The organism is Streptomyces achromogenes (assembly GCF_030816715.1).
GTDB classification, from domain to species: Bacteria; Actinomycetota; Actinomycetes; order Streptomycetales; family Streptomycetaceae; genus Streptomyces; species Streptomyces achromogenes_A.
In genome coordinates this window covers 6,739,099-6,760,639 of the sequence record NZ_JAUSYH010000001.1, presented here as the reverse complement: position 1 = coordinate 6,760,639, position 21,541 = coordinate 6,739,099, and the positions used below count along the sequence as shown (strand labels likewise).

The window sequence follows — 21,541 nt, the reverse complement described above, 5'->3', positions numbered from 1 at the left end:
GTCGTGTTTGATCTTGATCGGGCAAAGGACCGTTCATGACAACGATGGACGGGGACCGCAACCCGGAATGTGTCGACTCGCTCGACCCACTGCTGTCTGCTTCGGCCGGCTGAGGAATGTGGTTGCGGAAGATGGCGCGGATGCGGTGATACTCCGTCATGAGTAGAGACGCCGAGGTCATCGTGCTTGCCCGTTGGTCGGACGAGGTCATGGAACCGCTGACCCGGGACGACCCGGAACGCACGTGGCGAGGCCGCTTCGTCCCGATCGCGGGGCACTGGGGCTATGAGTTCGGGTGGGCCCTGGAGTTCGACAAGATGCACGCCCGCAAGGGCCTGCTCAAGCACCTGGAGTCGCTGCCGTGGCCCCGTCCGCACACGGTGCAGGTGCTGCTTCGCGACCAGGACGACGACTGCTTCGGGCTGTGGATGTTCCAGGAGGACCGGCTGGTGGAAGTCACGATCCCGCGCACCGAACGTTTCCACCAGCCGGCACCGCCCGACGAAGACTTCGCACCCGACCCGGGCATGCTGTTGCGCACCGACCAGAACACAGCCCTGCCCGACCAGACCCCGGCAGCACTCCGCGACACCCGCCCACCCTGGTAGACCCCGGGCCCGACCTACGACGACGCGCTGAGGGGACGCAATGACGTGCGCTCCCGGCAGCGGCGAGAGCTCCGACGCCAGTGCGCGGAGTACGACGACCGCAGCACGGTACGGACCCGGGCCTTGTAGCGGGCCTCGTTCGCCGCGGCCTCCGCGGTGAGGGCCTTCAGCGTCTTCTCCCCACCGACGACCGGGTAGATCATCGCCGCGCGGGTGACACCGGGCCACCACGGCCGCCATCAGAGGCTCGCGAGAGAGCTCCACCGGGCACAGCTCGGCAGACAGCCGCTCCGCCAACCCCTCCTGGTCCTCCTCGGTACCTGCCCGGAACCCGAAAGCCATCGGGATCTCCGTACGGTGCCGAGTGATCGCCCGGCCCTGCCAGTCGTACGCGGTCCACTGCTCGGTCGGCACCTGCTCCGCGGACCGGGGACCGCACGAGCGGCGCCTGTCTGCCCGAATGCGAGACTGGCCGTCGGACGGCCGGATCACGCCGTCGGCGGGCCGGGCGGGCGACGACACGGAGGCGGACGATGGACGAGGCGCGGGCGCGGGACGTACTGGCCGCTGCGGGTGTGCTGCCCGGACCGGCGGCGGACGCGCGGCTGCTCGCGCTGGGGGAGAACGCGGTGTTCGCCGCCGGGGGCCTGGCGGTGAAGGTGGGCCGGGACGCCGAACTCCTGGCACGGGCCCGGCGCGAGCTGGACGTCGCGGCCTGGCTGGCCGAGGCGGGCGTGCCCGCGGTGCGGGCGGCCGAGGCGAAGCCGCTGCTGGTCGAGGGGCATCCGGTGACGGTGTGGCACCGGCTGCCGGACCCGGTGCGGCCGGCCGGGCCACGGGACCTGGCCGCACTGTTGCGTCTGGTGCACGCCCTGCCCGCCCCCGCCTTCGCTCTGCCGCCGCGGGATCTGCTCTCGGGTGTCGAACGCTGGCTGCGGCTCGCGGGCGACGCGATCGACCAGGCGGACGCGGCCTTTCTGCGCGCGCGGCGCGACGGCTTCGCCGAGGCCGCCTCCGCTCTCACCCCGCGGCTGCGGCCCGGCCCGATCCACGGCGACGCGCTGGCCCGCAATGTGCACATCGGCCCCGACGGTCCGGTCCTGGTCGACCTGGAGACCTTCTCCGCCGATCTGCGCGAGCACGACCTCGTCGTCATGGCGCTCTCCCGCGACCGGTACGGTCTGCCCGCCGAGGCCTATGACGCCTTCACCGAGGCCTACGGGTGGGACGTGCGGGAGTGGGAGGGCTGTGCGGTGCTGCGCGGCGCGCGCGAGACCGCGAGCTGCGCCTGGGTCGCCCAGCACGCGCCGGCGAACGCCGAGGCCGCGGCGGAGTTCCGGCGCCGGGTGGCGTCACTGCGCGACGGGGACGAGGCGGTGCGCTGGTACCCCTTCTGAGGACGGCAGCCCCTCCGGGAACGCAGCCCCGCCGAAGACGCTTCCCATGCCCAGGACGCTCCCCCTGGTGAGGGCGGCGGCAAGTCCGGCCCGCCCGGCCGCGTGTCACACGCTGGGGCTGTCGGCCGGCTCCCGCACCGGCCAGGACCCGTCCACCACCGCTTCCGCGTCGCCCTTGCGGCGCAGGAAGCTCTGGAAGTCCGCCGCCCACTCGGCGTACCAGTCGATCTGACGGCGGTGCAGCTCCGCCGGGCCGAGGCCGGCGACCTTGGGGTGGCGGGCTGCTATCGCCCCGGCCAGCCGGGCGGCGGCGAGGGCGTCGGCGGAGGCGTCGTGCGCGGAGTCGAGGCGGACGCCGTACTCGGCGCAGACCGCTTCGAGGTTGCGCTTGCCGCGCCGGTAGCGGTCGACCGAGCGGTCGATGGTGTACGGGTCGATCACCGGCGCGGGGTCGAGGCCGCCGAGGCGCTCGCGCAGGGAGGGCAGCCCGTGACGGCGCAGTTCGGCCGACAGCAGCGTGAGGTCGAAGGCCGCGTTGTAGGCGACGACCGGGACCCCGGTGCGCCAGTAGCCCACGAGGACGTCGGCTATCGCGTCGGCGACCCGGTCGGCCGGAGCGCCGTCGGCGGCCGCCCGCTCGTTGCTGATCCCGTGCACCGCGACCGCGTCGGCCGGGATCTCCACGCCCGGGTCCGCCAGCCACTCGCGATGTCCCAGGACCTGCCCGTCCCTGACCTCGATCACGGCTGCCGTGACGATGCGCGCCTCGCGCGGGTCCGTCCCGGTGGTCTCCAGGTCGAAGCCGACCAGCAGCTCCTGGTGCCAGGCCATGTCGGCCCCCCTTCTCGGTGGTGCTTCCCCCAGTGGTTCCCACCTTCCCATGGGCCACTGACAATCAGAGGAGCGCCTTCCGTTTGCCGGCGGAGTGAACCGGACGTTTCAGGACACCGGCCGCGAGTCCGCCCAGGCCAGCTCGAACTCCTCGCGGTATGCCGGGAAGAGGCCGGATTCGTCCACCTCGCCCGGCTTGACCACCCGGCTGCCGCCCCGCAGCACCAGCACCGGAGCCTCCATGCCGCGCATGCGCCGCAGATAGGACTGGATCACCGCGATGCCGTCGGTGCCGTCGCCGTCGACGAGGTAGGCGGTGAAGCGGGGCGTCTCGTCGTACACCTGGATCTGGAAGGCGCCGGGATCGCGCAGCCGGGACCGGACCCGGCGCATGTGCAGGATGTTCATCTCCACGGCCCGGCTCAACTCACCGCGCTTCATGCCGAGTTCGCGTTCACGGCGTTTGACGGCGCTGGAGGCGGGATTGAGGAAGAGCAGCCGGACGCGGGTGCCGCCTTCGGCGAGCCGGACCAGGCGGCGGCCGGAGAAGTTCTGCACCAGCAGGTTGAGGCCGATGCCGATGGCGTCGATCCGGCGGGAGCCGTCGAAGATGTCCTCGGCGGGGAACTGGCGCAGCAGCCGCACCCGGTCGGAGTGGACGGCGACCACGTCCGCGTACCGGTCGCCGACCAGGTCCTCGACGGCGTCGACGGGCAGCCGGCGCGCGGAGGGCACGTCGCCGCTGGTGCCGAGCATCTCCAGGAGGCGCGCGGAGGCCCGTTCGGCCTGGTTCAGGACGGCTTCGGAGAGCGCGCGGTTGCGGGAGACGACGTTGCGCGTCACCTCCAGCTCGTCCAGGGCGAGTTCGACGTCGCGGCGGTCGTCGAGGTACGGCTCGAAGCAGGGCCAGTGCTGCACCATCAGCTCGCGCAGCTGGGGCAGGGTGAGGAAGGAGATCACGTTGTCGTCGGCCGGGTCGAGCAAGTAGCCCTTGCGACGGCTGACTTCGCGTACCGCGACGGCGCGCTGCACCCATTCCTGGCCGGCGGGCCCGGCCGCGGCGACCACCCATTCGTCGCCGTGGACGGGTTCGTAGATGGGGCGCAGCACGGCGGCCACGACCGCGCGCAGCCGCTGCTCGACGAGGTTCAGCCAGACGTAGGCCCGGCCGGCCCGCTGGGCGCGGGTGCGCACCTCCCGCCAGGCGTCGGTGTCCCAGTCCAGCTCCGGTCCGATGGCGTTCGTCTCCATCGGCCGGGCCAGGGACACCGTGCCGGGCGGGACGTCTGCGGAGCCTCCCTCGTGACCCTCGTCACCAGGGGGCAGCTCCAGCCCTCCCGAGCCCACCCGCGCACCGCCTTCCGCTCCCCCGAGCACTCCCCGTCCCAATGATCAAGGAAGGGTACTCCGCGAGCGGTGGGCGGTGCAGCCGGATGGACAGGTCGTTTCTCAACTGCCGGTGTTGGGCTGTCCGTTCTGTCCCGCGAGGGCGGAGGGCGTGAGCGGATTCATGGCGGTGACGTCCCTGGGGGCGAGCGAGAAGCCCTGCCAGTGGACCGGCATGGGCTGCTGGTCCTCGTCCCGGGCGATGTGGTGGAAGCCCACGTTCACCCAGGCCACGGGGTGGGTGAGGGCCTGGCCGTTCACCCATTTGTCGACCGAGTACCCGTGCAGCGGGCTGCCGCAGTCGCGCACGTTGTTGCTGGCGTACTGCTCGCACTTGTTGTACTGGGTGAAGTACACGTCGTGCCGGGTGAAGGGGCGTCCCGCGTACTTGGTGGTGGCGCCGGGGACGAACTCGTAGGAACGGGCGTGGCCGTCCTTGTTCTTGCCGGTCGCGCTGATCACCCGCCACCAGCGCATGTTCGCGGCGTCGCCCGCGAGTTCCTTGGTGACGGCGGTGCGGGTGGTCTTGGTGGTCGGGCCCTGCTGGGCGCCGGCGGGCGGGCTGACCACCGAGTCGTACTGCTCCACCTTGCCGGCCGAGGAGCCGTCGAGGCCGAAGTCGAGCCGCCAGAACACGTTGTGGTTGTGGCTGGTGGCGTAGGACTTGGCGCCCTTGCCCAGGGGCCAGCCGCGGCCGTCGCCGGCGTCGTAGTCGAAGGGCGAGAGGCTGCCGGTGGCGCCGACGTTCATGTTGATCGCGCCGTCGTCGGAGAAGCGCCACTCGGTGATGTACTCGTACCAGCCCACCTTGTTGACGGTGTAGACCAGCAGGTCCTTGCCCTGGGCCTGGAAGACCTTGTTGCCCGTGTCGGCCTGCATGCGGTAGGCGTGGCCGCGCGAACGGGTCGTGGTGCACAGGCCCTTGACGTTCGGGCTCCCGGTGAACGAGTCGGGGACCTTCACGGTGCGGATGGTGCCGCCGGGGCATTCGGCGGGCGTCATGTTGACCAGGCCCGAGCCGAAGTTGTAGTCGGTGATGTCGTTGTACTCGTTCTTGCCGTCGTCGTACGGCACGTGGATCTGGGCGATCTTGGCGCTGTTGAGGACGCGGATCGGCTTGGTCTCGCCGGGCGGCTGGTAGGAGACCTTCTCGAGGACGAGCCCGGACTTGGCCTCGAAGCGCCAGCACATGCGCCAGGTGGTGCCGGTGGAGAGCTTCTGTTCGATGCGGTAGGCGGCGCTGCAGTCGGCGGCGGCCGCGGGGGCGGCCTTCGGCTGGGCGGCGGCCGGGCCGGCGCCGGCGGCCGCACCGGCGGCGAGCGTCGCCACACAGAGGCCGACGGCCGCGCCGGTGCGGGCGCGGGCGGCGCCCTGCGACCGTGGGCCGCGCTTCAGAAACGGAACGCGCATGACGACATGACTCCTTTGCATCCCTCTGCAGGAGGCAGGCGGGGCGACAAACGGACGGACGAGCGGGCGGGCGTGGGCCGGCGTGGGCCCACGCTTCGGTTCGGGAGGGTTCAGGAGGTTCGGGGCCGGCTCAGCCGGTGATGCGGACGACCTTGCGGGCGCTGAGGTCGATCACCAGGCTTCGGGTGTCGATCCACGGTCCGTTCCTGACCTTCGACAGCAGCCGTACGCAGCGGTGTTCGCCGCACTTGGCGAGGGCGGCCGGTCCGGCGCCCGGCACCGCCCGGTACACCATGCTGGCGAGCTGAAGCTGGTCCGGGGAGGTGAGGGCCTTGCCGGTGGCGTCCTTGAAGTCGGCCTTGAGGCCGGCGCCCAGCGGGTCCGCGATCAGCAGGGCGGCCGCCTCGTTCTGCTCGGCGGTGCCGAGCGGCGGCTGGACGCCGTGCTGGGAGCCGGTGGCCTCGACCTTGCCGGTACCGAGGTTGACGGTCTTGGTGACGAGTGTGTCGGACCCGTAGTCGTAGAACGACACCTCCGCGCGCCGGGGGGCGTCGGGGTCGTCCACCTCGTCGGCCTCGGGGTCGGCGAGGTCCGCACCGAGGCGCTGGGGGCCGCGGTCGCCGTCCACGTCCTTCGCGGCGGTGAGCGGCTGCTGGTTGAGCGCGATCTTCTCGACCCGCGCGATCTCGTCGTCGGTCAGCGGGTCGCGACCCGTGCCCTTCGCGCCCTCGGCGGGTGCCTCCTCGACGACGCCGGGCCGCACCGCCGCCGTGTCCCCCTGCCGTCCGTCGGCCGTCTGCCCGGCGCTCTGCCCCTTCTTGCCGCCCGCCGTGTCGTCCGCCCCCGCCGTGCCCGGGAGGGTGATCCCGACCATCACGGCTGTCGCGGCCACCGCTATGGCCGTACCCGCCACCACCTTGCCCAGGTGGCGGCGCACCGTCGTGCGCACAATCTCCCCCTACTCCCCCTGCTGCCGGGAGTACGTCTGCCCCACTGGTTCGGCATGCGGCGCCTGTTTGTCTCCGCATGCACCGGTCATTGGGTAAGAGGGGCGTAAGTCACGGGTGGTTCCCTCAGATTCCGGGAGACTCGGGCGGCAAGGCGACCCCGCCGCGGCGGCACACCTGAAAGAGTCGTATCCATGCAGGTCTGGCCTGGAGAGGCGTATCCCCTCGGTGCCACGTACGACGGCGCCGGCACGAACTTCGCGGTCTTCACGGAGGCCGCGGACCGAGTAGAGCTGTGTCTGCTGCACGACGACGGCTCGGAGACGGCGGTGGAACTGCGGGAGAGCGACGCGTTCGTCCGGCACGCGTACGTGCCGGGCATCATGCCGGGGCAGCGGTACGGCTTCCGCGTGCACGGTCCCTACGACCCCGGTCGCGGGCAGCGCTGCAATTCGGCGAAGCTGCTGCTCGACCCCTACGCGAAGGCGGTCGCCGGCGAGATCCGGTGGGGCGAGGAGGTGTACGGCTACCACTTCGACGCGCCCGAGCGGCGCAACGACCTCGACTCGGCGCCGCACACGATGACGTCGGTGGTGGTCAACCCCTACTTCGACTGGGGCGACGACCGCAGGCCGCGCACCGACTACCACCAGACGGTGATCTACGAGGCCCACGTCAAGGGTCTGACGATGCGCCACCCGGGGCTGCCGGAGGAGCTGCGCGGCACCTACGCGGCCCTGGCCCACCCGGCGGTCCTCGAGCACCTGACGGAGCTCGGGGTGACGGCCCTGGAGCTGATGCCGGTGCACCAGTTCGTCAACGACCACCGGCTGGTCGACATGGGGCTGAACAACTACTGGGGCTACAACACGATCGGCTTCTTCGCCCCGCACAACGCGTACGCCTCCTGGGGTGACCGCGGCCAGCAGGTGCTGGAGTTCAAGTCGGCGGTGCGGGCGCTGCACGAGGCGGGCATCGAGGTCATCCTCGACGTGGTCTACAACCACACCGCCGAGGGCAACCACCTGGGCCCGACGCTGTCCTTCCGGGGCATCGACAACCCGTCCTACTACCGGCTGGCGGACGACCCTCGGTACTACACGGACACCACCGGCACCGGGAACTCGCTGCTCATGCGCTCCCCGCACGTGCTGCAGATGATCATGGACTCGTTGCGGTACTGGGTGCTGGAGATGCATGTCGACGGGTTCCGCTTCGACCTCGCGGCGACCCTGGCGCGCCAGTTCCACGAGGTGGACCGGCTGTCGTCGTTCTTCGACCTGGTCCAGCAGGACCCGGTGGTGTCCCAGGTGAAGCTGATCGCGGAGCCGTGGGACGTGGGCGAGGGCGGCTACCAGGTGGGGAACTTCCCGCCGCTGTGGACCGAGTGGAACGGCAAGTACCGCGACACCGTGCGGGACGTGTGGCGGGGCGAGGCGCGGGCGGTGGGCGAGTTCGCCTCCCGGCTGACCGGCTCGTCCGACCTCTACCAGGACGACGGACGGCGCCCGCTGGCCTCCATCAACTTCGTGACCTGCCACGACGGCTTCACCCTGCACGACCTGGTCTCCTACGACGACAAGCACAACGAGGCCAACGGGGAGGACAACCGGGACGGCGAGAGCCACAACCGGTCCTGGAACTGCGGCGTGGAGGGCGACACCGACGACGCCGGGGTGCTGGGGCTGCGGGCCCGGCAGATGCGCAACTTCGTCGCCACGCTGATGCTCTCCCAGGGCGTGCCGATGCTCAGCCACGGGGACGAGTTCGGGCGCACCCAGAAGGGCAACAACAACGCCTACTGCCAGGACAGCGAGCTGGCCTGGGTCGAGTGGCCGCAGGACGGCAGCGAGCTGCTGGACTTCACCCGCGCGCTGGTGCGGCTGCGCAGGGAGCATCCCGTCTTCCGGCGGCGCCGCTTCTTCCACGGCCGGCCGGTGGAGGGCACCCATGACGAGCTGTCGGACATCGCCTGGTTCACGCCCGGCGGGACGGAGATGGCGCAGCGGGACTGGGACCGCGCGCAGGCGTCCGCGCTGTCGGTGTTCCTCAACGGCAACGCGATCTCCGAGCCGGGCCCGCGCGGCGAACGGATCACGGACGACTCCTTTCTGCTGATGTTCAACGCCACCGCCAAGACCCTGGAGTTCGTGGTGCCGGTCGACCACGGACGGCAGTGGCAGGTGGTCGTGGACACGGCGGACCCGGCGTCCGTGGCGGAGGGGGCGGGCGCCAAGGTGCAGGCGGGAGCCCGGCTGACGCTGCCCGACCGGAGCATGACGGTGCTCCAGCGCCCCACGTAGAGGGACCCCGGTGAGGGACGGACCCGACTGCGGGAACGGGCCGAGGGAGGGAACAGCCGAGGGACGGAGAGACGGATCCGGAACCGCCCCGGAAGGGGAGGTGGTGACACGAAACACGGCGGGGCGGGTACGTAGGGTGTCATGACCCCTGAGCGACGTGACGCCCCCGTTCCCGTGCCGCCCACGGCGACCTACCGGCTGCAGCTGCAGCCCGGGTTCCCCTTCGGGGCCGCGGCGGCGGCCGTGCCGTACCTGGCCTCGCTCGGCGTCTCGCATCTGCACCTCTCCCCCGTCCTGGAGGCCGTGCCCGGCTCCCTGCACGGCTACGACGTCACGGACCCCACGCGCGTGCGTGCCGAGCTGGGCGGGGAGGAGGGGCTGCGGGCGCTGGCGCACACCGCGCGCGAGCACGGCCTCGGCCTGGTCGTGGACATCGTGCCGAACCACATGGCGATGTCCCCGCGTCACAACCGCCCCCTGTGGGAGGTGCTGCGGGAGGGCCCGGGCTCGCCGTACGCGCGCTGGTTCGACGTCGAATGGGAGGCGCAGGGCGGCCGGATGCTGCTGCCGGTGCTCGGCGGTCCCGTCGGCGGGGAACTGGAGCACCTGCGGGTGGAGGGCGACGTCCTGCGCTACCACGAGCACGTCTTCCCGCTGCGCGAGGGCACCGGCGGGCTGCCGCTGCCGCAGTTGCTGGACGCCCAGTGGTACCGCCTCGCCTGGTGGCGGCTGGCCCGCACCGAGCTGAACTACCGGCGCTTCTTCAGCATCTCCGAGCTCATCGGGGTGCGGGTGGAGGACCCGGTGGTGTTCGAGGCCACCCACGGCACGATCCTGCGGCTGCTGCACGAGGGGGTGCTCGACGGCCTGCGCGTGGACCATCCGGACGGCCTCGCCGACCCGGACGGATACCTGGAGCGGCTGCACGGGGCGAGCGGCGGCCGGTGGACGGTCGTGGAGAAGATCCTCGCGGACGCGGAGCGGCTGCCGGACTCCTGGCCGGTCGCCGGCACGACCGGCTATGACGCCCTGCGCCACGTCGACGGCCTGTTCACGGACCCCGTGGGGGCCGGGGAGCTGCTGACCCGCTACCGGCGCTTCGCGGCCCCGCGGACGGACCGGGGCGGCGACTGGGCGGCGACCGTGCGGCTGGCTGCGCACCAGGTGCTCGCGCACGAGCTGGCGGCCGAGACGGACCGGCTGACGCGGACTGCCTCCCGGGTGTGCGCCGCGTCGTGCGACCCCGCGCTGCGCGACCGGGCACCCTGGGCGCTGCGCAGGGCACTGGTGGAGCTGTTGGTCCGCATGGAGGTCTACCGGCCCTACGCCTCGGGCGATCCGGCGGCCGTCGTCACCGAGGCGGCGGCCCGGGAGGCCCGGCAGGCGTTCACGGTGCCCGATGAGGCGGGCGCGGTCGACGTGGTGCGGGGGCTGGTGCTGGGCGGGGAGGGCCAGGCGGGGGCCGAGTTCCGGGCGCGGTTCGCGCAGACGTCGTCCGCGCTGCGCGCCAAGTCGGTGGAGGACACGGCGTTCTACCGGTACGTGCCGCTGCCGGCGGCGAACGAGGTGGGCGGAGATCCCGGCTCCCCGGGCGTGTCGCCGGCCGCCTTCCACGCGTACTGCGCGCGCGTGCAGCGTGACTGGCCGGCCACCGGGACGGTCGTGTCGACGCACGACACCAAGCGCAGCGCCGACGTGCGCGCCGCGCTCGCCGCGCTCACCGAGTGCCCGGAGCGTTGGTCCGACGTCCTGGCGGAGGTCACCGCCGCGCAGGAGGACGCGGTGGACGGGCAGCTGGCGTGGGCGGCCTGGCAGACCGTCTTCGGGCTCGGCCCGGCGGCCCCTGAGCGCGTCCGGGAGGCGCTGCTCAAGCACGTGCGCGAGGCGGGCCTGTTCACGAGCTGGACGGAGCAGGAGCCGCCGTACGAGGACGCGGTGGCCGCGTTCGCGGCGGCGGGGCCGTGCGGACCGCCCGGCGAGCGGGTGGCCGCGCTGCGTCGCGCGCTGGCGCCGCACATCCGTGCGAACGTGCTCGGCACGGCGCTGGTGCATCTGACGATGCCGGGCGTGCCGGACGTCTACCAGGGCGCCGAGTGCGAGTCCCGGACGCTCGTCGACCCGGACAACCGCCGCCCGGTGCGCTTCCCGCCCGAGGAGCCCGACACCAAGGCGGCGGTGACCGAGGCGGCGCTGTGGCTGCGCCGGCGGCGCCCGGACGTCTTCGGGGAGTCGGCGACGTACGAGCCGCTGCCCGCCGAAGGGGCGGCGGCGGACCACTGTCTGGCGTTCGCGCGCTCCGGCCGGGCGGTCACGGCCGTCACCCGGCTGTCGCTGAGGCTGGCGGAGGCGGGCGGCTGGCGCGAGACGCGGCTGGCGCTGCCGCCGGGACGCTGGGTCGACGCGCTGGCCGGGGAGCGGGAGTTCGGCGGGCACGCGCGCGTGGCCGACCTGTTCGAACGGCTGCCGGTGGCACTGCTGGAGCGGGTCGACTGACGCGGCGAGCGGGTGCGCCGGCGGGCGGTCGGGCGGTCTGCCGACGGGCGGCCGGACGGCGAGGACGAGCGGCCCGGCGGGGGAACAGGGGGCTGAGCGGCTGCGAACGGCGACGACGTCCGAGCGGACGTCGAACGTCCGCACCCCCGGCCGCGCGTCGGCTCGCTCCACTCCGCCGGCCCGCGCTTCGAGCGCCCCCGGAGCCTGCCCGCGGGCGTTCTTGACAGTTCCCGGAGACCGTGGGGTACTGCGGAGGCGAAGGCCGGGCGGACGAATACGGGGGTGAGTCTCCTGCCGGAGCTGCGCTACCCCACGGTGACCGAATTGACCTCTTCTGCCCGGGCTCTGGCCGCACGCCAACCCGGCACGTGCACGCTGCGGCAGGTGGGGGTCTCCCGTGCGGGCCGGCCGCTGCACCTGCTGTCCGTGGGGCACGCCCGGCGGGCCGTGCTGGTCGTGGCGGGCGCCCACGCCAACGAGCCGACCGGCGGGTGCACGCTGCTGGCGCTCGCCGAACGGGTGCTGTACGAACGCGAACTGCGCGACGGCACGTCCTGGCACTTCCTGCTGTGCGCGGACCCCGACGGGGCGAGCCTGCACGTCACCCCCGCGCCCCGCAGTCTGCTGGAGTACCACCTCGGTTTCTTCCGTCCGGCGGGCCCGGAGCAGCCGGAGTGGTCGCCGGCGGTCCTGCCGCCGGACCGGCTGCCGCCCGAGACGCGCGCGCTGACCCGGGTGATCGACGAGCTGCGCCCCTACCTCCAGGCGACCCTGCACGGGACCGACCTGGGCGGCAGCTGGGTGCAGTTGACGAAGGACATCCCGGGGCTGGCCGAGCCGTTCGCCAAGTCCGCCGCGCAACTGCACATCCCGGTCGAGACGGGCGCCTCCGACGCGGCGGGGTGGCCGGCGTCCGGGCCCGGCGTGCATGTGATGCCCGCCGCCGGCGCGGAGGCCGCCTATCCGAGCATGCCCGACGACGCCCGGCACAGCACCTGGTACCACGCCCACCGCTACGGCGGTCTGACGGCGGTGGTGGAGGTCCCGATGTGGGCGAGCGACATGGTGGACGACCCCGCCCCGCATCCCGCCCCGGCGGCGGCGATCCGCCGGCTGGCGCGGCGGCTGCTGCGGGACGCGACGGAGGTGGAGCGGGTGCTCGTCGAGGTGCTGCCGCGGCTGGAGGGCGTCGACGGTCCGCTGCTGCGGGCGGCCCGATGGGCGCTGGAGCTGGTGCCCGGGCTGGCCGCGGACTGGACCCACACCCCGCCGGCCGACACGACGATGGCGTACGTCGGCAGCGTGGACGCGTTCGCCCGCCGGCTTCCGTTGCGGGCGGCCGCGATGCTGTGGCGGGTCCTCCAGGAGTACGACGACGACGCGGCTCCACGCCTGGAGCACCTCGTCGCCACGTGGAGCGACGCCTTCGCCGACCGTTTCCGCGCCCGCTGGGTCCCTCTGGAGCACCAGGTCGAGCACCAGTCCCGGACGGTCGTCGCGGCGGCCCTGCACGCCCGGGACCGCGCGGCGTGACCGCGGGTGTCCGCCGGACCCGGCGAGAGGACCCGTGCCGTGGCGACCGGGCGGCCGGTCGGCGGAGGGGGCGGCCCCGGGAGCACGGGGGCTCCCGGGGCGGCCGGACCGCGCGCTCAGACCTCGGGCACCTGTTCGTCGTCCAGGGCGAAGACCGGGCCGGTCAGCGCCTCCCGCTCGCAGTCGTTGCTGTAGGTGTGGCTGTAGTCGACCGGACGGCCGTTCCAGCGTCCCTGGGCGCGGACCGTCACCGGGGCGTAGACGAGCGGGCAGACGCGGCCGGCGTCGCGCGGGACGGCCTCGACGTCGCCGCCGGACCGGGCCAGGGCGTCGCAGGCCTCCGCGGCCCGCGCGTGGCCCTGGGGCGGGTCGCACAGCAGCAGGGTGCCGCGCGTGTCGCTGGAGCGGGCGTCGCCGCGCGTGACGGTGAGCTGGAGCCAGTTGCCGGGGAGGGCGTCGTGGGAGGCGGCCAGGGCGGCGGGGGCGGCGCCGGCGGCGAGGAGGAGGGCGGCCGCGGCCGGCAGGACGCGCCGCACCGCCCGGGCCGGGCGGAGATCATCGAGAAAGTGCTTCATTCCCGGTGCATCGGCACGACGCGCTGGGAACCCCAGTCCGACTCACCCGAACGGGCACCGGCCAGACGGAACGCGGCGAGGACGACCCGTGCCTGGTACTCGGCCGCGAGTTCGTCGACGCTCGGGTAGCGGAGGAGGGGCGGCAGGGCACACCTCCACAGGGAGTGCCGTCGGTTCACCGGCCGTATCCGGTGCAGGCACAGTGAGTCATCGGCCCGGGGTGCGTCGACACCGCGTCGGGCCAGGGGACTTGACCGGTTTCAGTTCGCCGAGAGGCGGAATCCGGTCCGGCCGAAGGCGACCTGGTCGCCCTCGCGGACCACGGCCGCGCCGATGACGCGCCGCCCGTTGACAGTCGTGCCGTTGGTGGAGCCGAGGTCGCGCAGCACCCACACGCCGCCCTGGCGGATGAGTTCGGCGTGCACCCGCGAGACGCTCTCGTGCGTCAAGCGCAGACCGTTCACCGGATCGCGGCCGATGCGCAGCGCGTGCGCGGTGCCCGGGTGCGGCAGCAGCAGCTTGGGCAGCCGCTCGGCCTGCCAGGCGCGGCGCAGTCGCACGGTGAAGCCGGAGACCGCCTCGACCGCGCCGAAGACGACCCGCGAGAAGCGGTTCTCCTCGGACAGGTCGGCGGTGAGGACGGCGAGCTCGTCCGGGCGTCGGGCGGCGAGGGCCAGTTCCATGCGCCGGATGAACGTGTCGTGCGACAGGCGCCCCAGGGCGACGCCGTCGCGCAGCACCTTCAGCGCCCGGTCGCGCTCCGCGTCGGACAAGCGCGCGGGGTACGTGTTGAACTCGAAGGACGACGTCACGGTGGTGATTGTCGGTCAGCGGGCTCCGGGTGTCCAGAAGACGGGAAGACGCCCCCCGCACGGGTGGCGCGCCAATGGGAGTGTTCCCGGGCCGGATCGATCTCCGGTGGAGCACGATGGACGGGACGGGCTACATCACGGTGAGCAGACGAAGGGGAGCCGTCCGTGCAGTTCGAGGTGTGGGCACCGCAGGCCGAACGCGTGACGCTGCGATGCGGCGGCGCCACGCGCGCGTTGGCGCGCGATCCGGAGCGGGCGGGGTGGTGGACGGGCGAGGCGCAGGCCGAGGACGGCACCCGGTACGGCTTCGCGGTCGACGACGGCCCGGTCCGGCCCGATCCCCGCTCGCGGCGCCAGCCGGACGGGCCGGACGGGCTGAGCGCCGTCGTCGACCAGAGCCGGCACGAGTGGCGCACGCCGTGGTCCGGACGTCCGCTGCCGGGCGCCGTGCTGTACGAGCTGCACGTGGGCACCTACACGCCCGAAGGAACGCTGGACGCGGCCGCCGAGCGGCTCGGTCATCTCGCCGAACTCGGCATCACCCACGTGGAGTTGATGCCCCTGTGCCCGTTCCCGGGCCGGCACGGCTGGGGGTACGACGGGGTGTCCCCGTGGGCGGTGCACGAGCCGTACGGCGGCCCCGAGGGGCTGAAGCGGTTCGTCGACCGGGCCCACTCGCTCGGTCTGGGCGTGGTCCTGGACGTGGTGCACAACCATCTGGGCCCGTCCGGCAATTACCTGCCCTCCTTCGGCCCGTACTTCACCGAGACGCACCACACGCCGTGGGGCGCGGCCGTGAACCTGGACGCCCCCGGTTCCGACGAGGTGCGCGCCTACCTGCTGGGCAGCGCGCTGGCCTGGCTGCGCGACTACCGACTCGACGGGCTGCGTCTGGACGCGGTGCACGCGCTGGCGGACACGCGCGCGTACCCCTTCCTGGAGGAACTGTCGGCGGCGGTGGACGCCCTCGCCGCCGAGACGGGCCGGCCGCTGTTCCTGATCGCCGAGTCCGACCTGAACGACCCGCGGCTCATCACGCCCCGCCGGCAGGGCGGCCTGGGCCTGCACGCGCAGTGGAACGACGACTTCCACCACGCCCTGCACACCGCGCTCACCGGCGAGTCCCAGGGCTACTACGCCGACTTCGCGCGCGACCCGTTCGCCGCCCTCGCCAAGACCCTGACCGGCGGCTACTTCCACGACGGCGTCCACTCCGGATTCCGGGGCCGGCGCCACGGCCGCCCGCTGGACCGGGCCCGGGTGCCCGCGCACCGGCTGCTCGGGTACGGCCAGACCCACGACCAGGTCGGCAACCGCGCCCAGGGCGACCGCCTCTCGGCGTCCCTGACGCCGGGGCTGCTGGCGTGCGCGGCGGCGCTGACGCTGACCGCGCCGTTCACGCCGATGCTGTTCATGGGCGAGGAGTGGGCGGCGGGCACGCCCTGGCAGTACTTCACCGACCACACCGACCCGGAGCTCGCCGAGGCCGTGCGACGGGGCCGACGGCGGGAGTTCGCGGCACACGGCTGGGCCGAGGAGGACGTGCCCGACCCGCAGGACCCGGCGACCCGCGAGCGCTCCTGCCTGGACTGGTCCGAGCCGCGGCGCGAGCCGCACGCGCGCCTGCTGGCCTGGTACCGCGAGCTGATCGCCCTGCGGCACGCCCAGCCCGACCTCACCGATCCCGACCTGGCCGACATCAAGGTCGCGTACGACGTCGGGGGCCGGTGGCTGGCCTTCCGGCGCGGCGACGTCCGGGTGGCCGTCAACCTCGGCCGGGAGCCGGCCGCCATCCCGCTGGGCCCGCGCCCCGCGCGCGTGCTGGCCGCCTGGGAACCGGTGGGCGTCCCGGGCCCGGACGGCCTGCTGCATCTCCCCGGGGAGGCGTGCGTGGTCCTGGAGCAGGAGTGAGGCCGGGCGGCCGGGGGGCCGGGGGGCCGGGGGGGCCGGCGGGAGTGCGCCCTCGGACACGTCCGTGTGCGTGCGCACGCCCCTCCGTCCGGCGCGTCCTTCGCCCTACCCGTCCCCGTCCCCGTCCGCCGCGGTCGCGTCCCCGCCGTCCCCGTCCTCGCGGAACTCCGTGACCCGCTCCAGCAGGATCGCCTCCCAGGCGCGCCGCAACCGGGTCCGCGGGAGGGCGAGTGCGTCGGCGTCCCGCGGGCCGGCCTTGCGGCCCTCGACGCGCCGGGCGAGGTGGACGACGGTGTCGCAGCGGGCGAGCCACAGGCCGCGCAGGCAGGGGCGGGCGCCGTAGCCGGCCAGGGTGGCGGCCCGGACGGCGGCCCCCGCGCCGACGGCGAGGGCGAGGCCCGCGATGTCCTCGGCGGGATCCCCGAGGACCGCGTCGGTCCAGTCGAGGACGCCGCGCACCCGGCCGTCGGCGCTCACCACGAGGTGCTCGCCGCGCAGCGCGTGGTGGACGAGGACCGCGGGGGCGGCCTGGGCGGCGAGCTGGGCCGCGCCCGCCGGGGTGAGCTGGTGCAGCCGGGCGGGGTCGAACTCGTCGGCGCGGCCGAGGCGTTCGGCGGCGGCCACGGCCATTCGGCGCAGCGCCTCCAGGGAGCGTGGGGCGGCCCGCGGCACGCCGAGCGCGTCCGCCTGCCGGGCCGGCACCTCGCGCAGCCCGCTGAGCAGTCCGGCGAGGTCGGCCTCGCCGACGGCCGACACGTCGTGCTCCTCGGCCGTGCCGCCGGGCAGCCGCGCGTCGAGGGTGTAGGCGAGCCCCGGCGACCACTCGCCGTGCGCGACACCGGTCGGCACGGCGATCGGGAGGTGCTGCCGGACCAGGTCGCGCAGCCGCAGTTCACGACGGCGGCGCACGGTCGCCTCGCGGTCGGGGGCGAGCCGCAGCACATGGCGGGCGCCGACCCACCAGGTGGTGGGCGCGCCGCCCTCGGTGACGGGCCGCACCTCCGGTCCGGGGCCGCTCGCCCCGTTCTCCTCGAGGAGCGCACGGACCAGCCGGCGGACGGTGTCCGCGGTGGGTGTCGGTGCCTGGTTCATGATCGCGCCGTGCCGTTCGGGTGGGTGCCGGGGACTCCTGGGAGCGGGTCAGTCCACTATGACCAGCTCGCGGGTGGTGTCGTTGAGGCGGCGGCCGCCGTCCTCGGTGACCGTGACGATGTCCTCGATGCGCACGCCGAACCGGCCGGGCAGGTACACGCCGGGCTCCACGGAGAAGCACATACCGGGCACGAGGGGCCGCTCCTCGCCCTCGATCATGTACGGCGGCTCGTGGGTGGTGACCCCGATGCCGTGGCCGGTGCGGTGGATGAAGTTCGCGCCGTAGCCGGCGTCGGCGATGACCGCGCGGGCCGCCCGGTCGACCTCCTGGCAGGCCACGCCGGGCCGGACCGCCCGGAATCCCGCTTCCTGCGCCTCGCGCACCAGGTCGTGCACCCGGCGTTCCTCGTCGGTGGGCTCGCCGACGTGCACGGTGCGGGAGGTGTCGGAGCCGTAGCCGTCCTTGAGGCCGCCGAAGTCGAGGACGACCATGTCGCCGTGCTCGATGACGCGGTCGCCGACCTCGTGGTGCGGGTTCGCGCCGTTCGGCCCCGAGGCGACGATGGTGAAGTCGACCTGGGAGTGGCCGAACCGGCGCAGGAGTGCGGCCAGCTCGGCACCGACCTCCGTCTCCCTGCGCCCTCGGAAGGGAACCTGGCGGATCTCCTCGAACACCCGGTCCGCGGCCGCTCCCGCCGCCGCCATCAGCTCCAGCTCGGCGGCGTCCTTGACGGCGCGCAGCATGGGCAGGGACTCGGTGAGGGAGGTGTAGGAGGTGGCGGGCAGGACCTTCTGCAGGGCCAGCAGGTGCATCGCCCAGGCGCTGTCGCTGATCCCGAACCGCCCGCGGTCGTCGAGGAGGGCGGCGGTGACGGCGTAGGGGTCCTTGCCGTCGATCCAGTCCCGCAGCGTGAGGACGGGGGCGCCGGCCGCCTTCGCGGCGTCGGGGGCCTCGAGGGCGGGCACGACGAGGGCCGGGTCCCGGCCGGCGGCGAGGACGAGCAGGGTGAGCCGTTCGGTGGCGGCGGTCGGCGCGTAGCCGGTGAGCCAGACGAGGTCGGGTCCGGGCGCCACGAGGAGTCCGGCGAGTCCGGCGTCGGCGGCCTCCCGCGCGGCGCGTTCCATGCGGGCCCGGTAGTCGTCGGCGGTGAAGGGCGCGGGGGCGGTGCCGGTCATCCGGGCCTCCCAGGAGGGACGTGGCGACTGAGGTGACTGCTGGTGCCGTTGCGGCCGTGGACAAGGTGACGGACGAGGTGACGCCGGCGAGATGACCACGGGCAGCATCCTGCCCGCCCGGCGGGGGTCGCGCGAGCCGGTTGACAAGGGTTTCGGACGGACGACCCGCCCAGGTCGGCCGGGCACAGGCCGGAAAGGCCGGGCGCAAGCCGGAAAGGCCGGGCGCAAGCCGGGAAGGCCGGGCGCAGGCCGGGAAGGAGCGGCATTCCGTCTCGGATGTGCTCGGGACGGCGGCGCGCCCCGGTCCGGGAGAGAACGCGCAGATCCGGCCCACGAACGGCGCGTCCCAGGTGACGGGGGGCCGGTGGTCTGCCGGAGGGTGCGCGCGTGTGGCGTGCCGACGGCCCCCGCGGGTCCCGGGGGCCGTCCCGGCCCGTGTCAGGTGACGATCCCGGGGACGACCGTCACCTTCCGGTACCCGCCGCCGCGATGGCGGACCGTCACCTCCACCTCCGCTCCGGGGCGCGCCCGGTCGACCGCCCGGGCGAGGTCGGTCGCCGAGTCGATCCCGGCGCCGCCGAAGGTCAGCAGGACGTCGCCGCGGACCAGGCCCGCCGTGAAACCGGGACCGGGGACGTGGACGGCGACGATCTCGGCGCCCGTCCTCGCGGCGTCCACCGCCTCGAGCCCCAGGCTCGCCCCGGCCGCGCGCGACGACGCCCCGGCCCCGCCGGACGCCCCGGCCTCGGCCCCTGCGGCCGCGCTGGAGGCCGCGCCGCCCGGCCCGGACCGCGCCGCCGTCCTGCCCTCCCGTGTACCGCCCGACGCCTGCGGCCGATCCGTCGGCCCGGCCCGTCCGGCCCACCCCTCCGGCCCTGCGTCTCCCCCGAGCTCCGCCTGTCGCTGCAGCTCGGCCAGCCTGCTCATGCCGATCACGGTCGCCCCCACGGTGCCCAGACCGACGCCGGACAGGACGAGGGCCGTGCCGGCGAACAGGCCGGCCACCAGGGTCGTCGGACGTCGTCCGCGGCGGCGTGCGGCGGACGGACGGTGGCCCGGGCCGCCGCTCGGCAGGGCGGCGCCCGCGGGGTCCTGGCCCGGCAGGGGCTTGGGTCGCAACGCTGTCTGTTCCATGGATCGCCTCCGGCTGGTGCTCTACCCGGCTCACCCGCCCACCACCAGTCACGAAAGAGTGAGACTGTCCCGGATTCGGACGAGGTACGGGCGTCCCCGCGCACTGCGCGTCCCGCGCGCGGACGACGCGACCCCGCCCCCACGACGCCGTTCACGGCTGCCGCGCCTCACGCGCGCGTGCCCGACACGGCCCCCGCCCCAGGGACACCGTCCACGGCTTGTGCGCCTCACGCGCGCGTGGCCAACGCCTCCAGCAGAGCGCGGGCCGCGCCTCCCGGCGGCGCTGCGGCGTGCACGATCTCGACCCGGTGCACGACCCGGGGCTCGACGACGGGCACGGCGACCGCCCCCGGGACTCCCGCGGCGGCCGAGCGGGGCAGCAGGGTCAGGCCGTGACCGGCGGCGGCGAGCGCGGTCAGCAGCCTGACGTCGCAGCCGTCGTAGCGCAGCGCGGCGCGGAAGCCGTGGCCGCCGGCGGCGGCGCGCAGCTGGGGCAGCGGCAGCCCGGCGTCGGGTGCGTCCAGCCAGCGCGCGTCGACGAGGTCGCCGAGACGCAGACCGCTGCGGCGGGCGAGCGGATGAGCGGCGGGCAGCAGGACGCTCACGGGCTCCTCGCCGACGCCGCGCGTGGTCAGCGGTGCCACGTCGGGCAGCCGCAGCGGGTCGCTGGGCGCGGCGAGGCCGTCGACGAGCCCCAGGTCGGCCGCGCCCTCGGCGACGGCCGCGACGACGTGGTCGCGGCCGAGCACGCGCAGCGTCACTCCGGCGGGCGGGAGCGCCGCGAGGGCGGCGGGGCCGAGCGAGGTCGGCGAGACGGCCAGCGTCAGCCCGTGGGAGGGCGCAGAAGCCAGCCGGACGACGTCCGCGCGGGCGGCGTCCAGGCGCAGCAGCAGCGGCCCCGCGTGTTCGAGGAGGCGTTCGCCCGCCGGGGTGGGGGCGACCGGGCGGCGGGTGAGCAGCGGCGATCCGAGGTCCTGTTCGAGGGCCGCGATGTGCTGGGAGACGGCGGACTGGGTGTACCCGAGTTGCCGGGCGGCCCCGGAGAAGGAGGCGAGCCGGGCGACGGTGACGTAGGTGCGCAGGAGGTGCGGGTCCATGCGTCCAGGATCCCAGCCTCCGCCCAGGTTGCATCAGTTCTGCTTATCGGCGGTGCGGGAATCATCGTTGGACGCGAACCGGTGGTCGCGCCCAGGATGAGGCGCATGACCGGCATCGCAGCGCAGACCGCACGGATCGCCCTGGTGGGCGACCGCTCCTCCACCGTCGTCTCCCACACGCGGATACCGCTCCTCCTGGACGCCCTGGCCGCCCGGGACCGGCTGGTCCTGGACGCCTACTGGATCCCCTCGAAGGAGGCGGAGGCCGAGGGCGCGGTGCGGGGTTTCGACGCGGTGTGGGTGGTGCCGGGCAGCCCCTACCGGAGCGAGGCGGGCGTCCTGTCCGCGATCCGCGCCGCGCGCGAGGAGGGCATCCCGTTCCTCGGCACCTGCGGCGGCTTCCAGCACGCGCTGCTGGAGTACGCCCGCACGGTCTGCGGGCTGTCGCGCGCGGCGCACGCCGAGAACGATCCCGACGCCGACGACCCGCTCATCGAGCCGCTGGCCTGCTCGCTGGTGGGTCACGAGGGCACGGTGACGCTCGAGCCGGGCTCGCTCGCCCATGCGGTGATCGGCTCGGAGCGCACGGTGGAGCGCTACTTCTGCGCGTACGGGCCCTCCCGCCATCTGGACGTGTTGCGCGCCCACGGGCTGCGTTTCTCCGGCCACGACGAGCAGGGCCTGCCCCGGATCGCCGAACTGGCGGACCACCCCTTCTTCCTGGCCTCCCTCTTCCAGCCGGAGCTTTCCGGCGACGGCTCGCGCCCGCACCCGGTCGTGCGGGCGCTGGCGCGGGCCGCGGTCGGGCACGCGGCCCGGCGGTGAGCGCGGTCGGA

Annotated in this window: 19 protein-coding genes; 7 read left to right on the top strand and 12 right to left on the bottom strand. The window is 74.2% G+C overall.

The window, feature by feature from the left end:
• Positions 1 to 158 precede the first annotated feature (158 nt).
• Positions 159 to 608 (top strand): hypothetical protein, encoded by a 450-nt coding sequence (locus tag QF032_RS30190; RefSeq protein WP_307046827.1) that lies wholly within the window; start codon positions 159 to 161, stop codon positions 606 to 608.
• Positions 609 to 622: 14 nt separating this feature from the next.
• Here the strand turns inward: QF032_RS30190 and QF032_RS30185 are convergent, their stop codons facing one another.
• Complete coding sequence (locus QF032_RS30185) at positions 623 to 811, bottom strand: hypothetical protein (RefSeq protein ID WP_307058235.1); 189 nt, start codon at positions 809 to 811, stop codon at positions 623 to 625.
• Between the two features lie 330 nt (positions 812 to 1,141).
• Here QF032_RS30185 and QF032_RS30180 point away from each other — a divergent pair, with 330 nt between their 5' ends.
• Entirely contained in the window at positions 1,142 to 2,005 is an 864-nt protein-coding gene (locus tag QF032_RS30180; RefSeq protein ID WP_307058232.1) for a phosphotransferase enzyme family protein, read from the top strand.
• 105 nt (positions 2,006 to 2,110) lie between these two features.
• Here the strand turns inward: QF032_RS30180 and QF032_RS30175 are convergent, their stop codons facing one another.
• From QF032_RS30175 to QF032_RS30160, 4 genes are all read right to left on the bottom strand, one after another.
• The gene (locus QF032_RS30175; RefSeq protein ID WP_307058230.1) at positions 2,111 to 2,836 is read right to left on the bottom strand and encodes a 3'-5' exonuclease; all 726 of its coding nucleotides are present in this window, start codon (positions 2,834 to 2,836) and stop codon (positions 2,111 to 2,113) included.
• Between the two features lie 108 nt (positions 2,837 to 2,944).
• Positions 2,945 to 4,183 (bottom strand): SAV2148 family HEPN domain-containing protein, encoded by a 1,239-nt coding sequence (locus QF032_RS30170; protein ID WP_307058228.1) that lies wholly within the window; start codon positions 4,181 to 4,183, stop codon positions 2,945 to 2,947.
• 102 nt (positions 4,184 to 4,285) lie between these two features.
• Complete coding sequence (locus tag QF032_RS30165) at positions 4,286 to 5,632, bottom strand: copper amine oxidase (RefSeq protein WP_307046821.1); 1,347 nt, start codon at positions 5,630 to 5,632, stop codon at positions 4,286 to 4,288.
• Positions 5,633 to 5,762: 130 nt separating this feature from the next.
• Positions 5,763 to 6,581: a Tat pathway signal sequence domain protein gene (locus QF032_RS30160; protein ID WP_307046819.1), complete on the bottom strand. Its 819-nt coding sequence runs from the start codon at positions 6,579 to 6,581 to the stop codon at positions 5,763 to 5,765.
• Positions 6,582 to 6,773: 192 nt separating this feature from the next.
• On the opposite strand from QF032_RS30160, the gene glgX reads away from it, so the two are divergent.
• From glgX to QF032_RS30145, 3 genes are all read left to right on the top strand, one after another.
• Positions 6,774 to 8,882 (top strand): glycogen debranching protein GlgX, encoded by a 2,109-nt coding sequence (glgX, locus tag QF032_RS30155; protein ID WP_306948500.1) that lies wholly within the window; start codon positions 6,774 to 6,776, stop codon positions 8,880 to 8,882.
• Between the two features lie 141 nt (positions 8,883 to 9,023).
• The gene (gene treY, locus QF032_RS30150; RefSeq protein WP_307058226.1) at positions 9,024 to 11,375 is read left to right on the top strand and encodes a malto-oligosyltrehalose synthase; all 2,352 of its coding nucleotides are present in this window, start codon (positions 9,024 to 9,026) and stop codon (positions 11,373 to 11,375) included.
• Between the two features lie 282 nt (positions 11,376 to 11,657).
• Entirely contained in the window at positions 11,658 to 12,908 is a 1,251-nt protein-coding gene (locus QF032_RS30145; RefSeq protein ID WP_306948504.1) for a M14 family zinc carboxypeptidase, read from the top strand.
• A 116-nt stretch (positions 12,909 to 13,024) separates the two neighbouring features.
• On the opposite strand, the gene QF032_RS30140 is transcribed toward QF032_RS30145, so the two are convergent.
• The 3 genes from QF032_RS30140 to QF032_RS30130 all read right to left on the bottom strand — a co-directional run bounded on the left by QF032_RS30140 (position 13,025) and on the right by QF032_RS30130 (position 14,295).
• Entirely contained in the window at positions 13,025 to 13,483 is a 459-nt protein-coding gene (locus tag QF032_RS30140) for an SSI family serine proteinase inhibitor (protein ID WP_307046815.1), read from the bottom strand.
• A complete protein-coding gene (locus QF032_RS30135; protein ID WP_307060574.1) occupies positions 13,480 to 13,662 on the bottom strand; it encodes a hypothetical protein in 183 nt (60 codons plus the stop codon). Before QF032_RS30135 ends, QF032_RS30140 begins: the two co-directional genes overlap by 4 nt.
• A gap of 81 nt (positions 13,663 to 13,743) precedes the next feature.
• Positions 13,744 to 14,295 (bottom strand): DUF1707 and FHA domain-containing protein, encoded by a 552-nt coding sequence (locus QF032_RS30130; RefSeq protein WP_057575862.1) that lies wholly within the window; start codon positions 14,293 to 14,295, stop codon positions 13,744 to 13,746.
• A 165-nt stretch (positions 14,296 to 14,460) separates the two neighbouring features.
• On the opposite strand from QF032_RS30130, the gene treZ reads away from it, so the two are divergent.
• Positions 14,461 to 16,206, top strand: a complete 1,746-nt coding sequence (gene treZ, locus QF032_RS30125) for a malto-oligosyltrehalose trehalohydrolase (protein WP_307058224.1) — start codon at positions 14,461 to 14,463, stop codon at positions 16,204 to 16,206.
• Positions 16,207 to 16,311: 105 nt separating this feature from the next.
• On the opposite strand, the gene QF032_RS30120 is transcribed toward treZ, so the two are convergent.
• The 4 genes from QF032_RS30120 to QF032_RS30105 all read right to left on the bottom strand — a co-directional run bounded on the left by QF032_RS30120 (position 16,312) and on the right by QF032_RS30105 (position 20,705).
• Complete coding sequence (locus tag QF032_RS30120) at positions 16,312 to 17,298, bottom strand: aminoglycoside phosphotransferase family protein (protein WP_307046811.1); 987 nt, start codon at positions 17,296 to 17,298, stop codon at positions 16,312 to 16,314.
• 48 nt (positions 17,299 to 17,346) lie between these two features.
• Complete coding sequence (locus tag QF032_RS30115) at positions 17,347 to 18,474, bottom strand: aminopeptidase P family protein (protein WP_307058222.1); 1,128 nt, start codon at positions 18,472 to 18,474, stop codon at positions 17,347 to 17,349.
• A 438-nt stretch (positions 18,475 to 18,912) separates the two neighbouring features.
• Positions 18,913 to 19,608: a PDZ domain-containing protein gene (locus QF032_RS30110; protein ID WP_307058220.1), complete on the bottom strand. Its 696-nt coding sequence runs from the start codon at positions 19,606 to 19,608 to the stop codon at positions 18,913 to 18,915.
• A gap of 227 nt (positions 19,609 to 19,835) precedes the next feature.
• Positions 19,836 to 20,705, bottom strand: a complete 870-nt coding sequence (locus tag QF032_RS30105; RefSeq protein ID WP_307046806.1) for a LysR family transcriptional regulator — start codon at positions 20,703 to 20,705, stop codon at positions 19,836 to 19,838.
• Between the two features lie 105 nt (positions 20,706 to 20,810).
• Between QF032_RS30105 and QF032_RS30100 the strand changes: the two genes are divergently transcribed.
• On the top strand, positions 20,811 to 21,530 hold the full coding sequence (locus QF032_RS30100) for a CTP synthase C-terminal region-related (seleno)protein (RefSeq protein WP_307058218.1): 720 nt from the start codon (positions 20,811 to 20,813) through the stop codon (positions 21,528 to 21,530).
• The last annotated feature ends 11 nt before the right edge of the window (positions 21,531 to 21,541 follow it).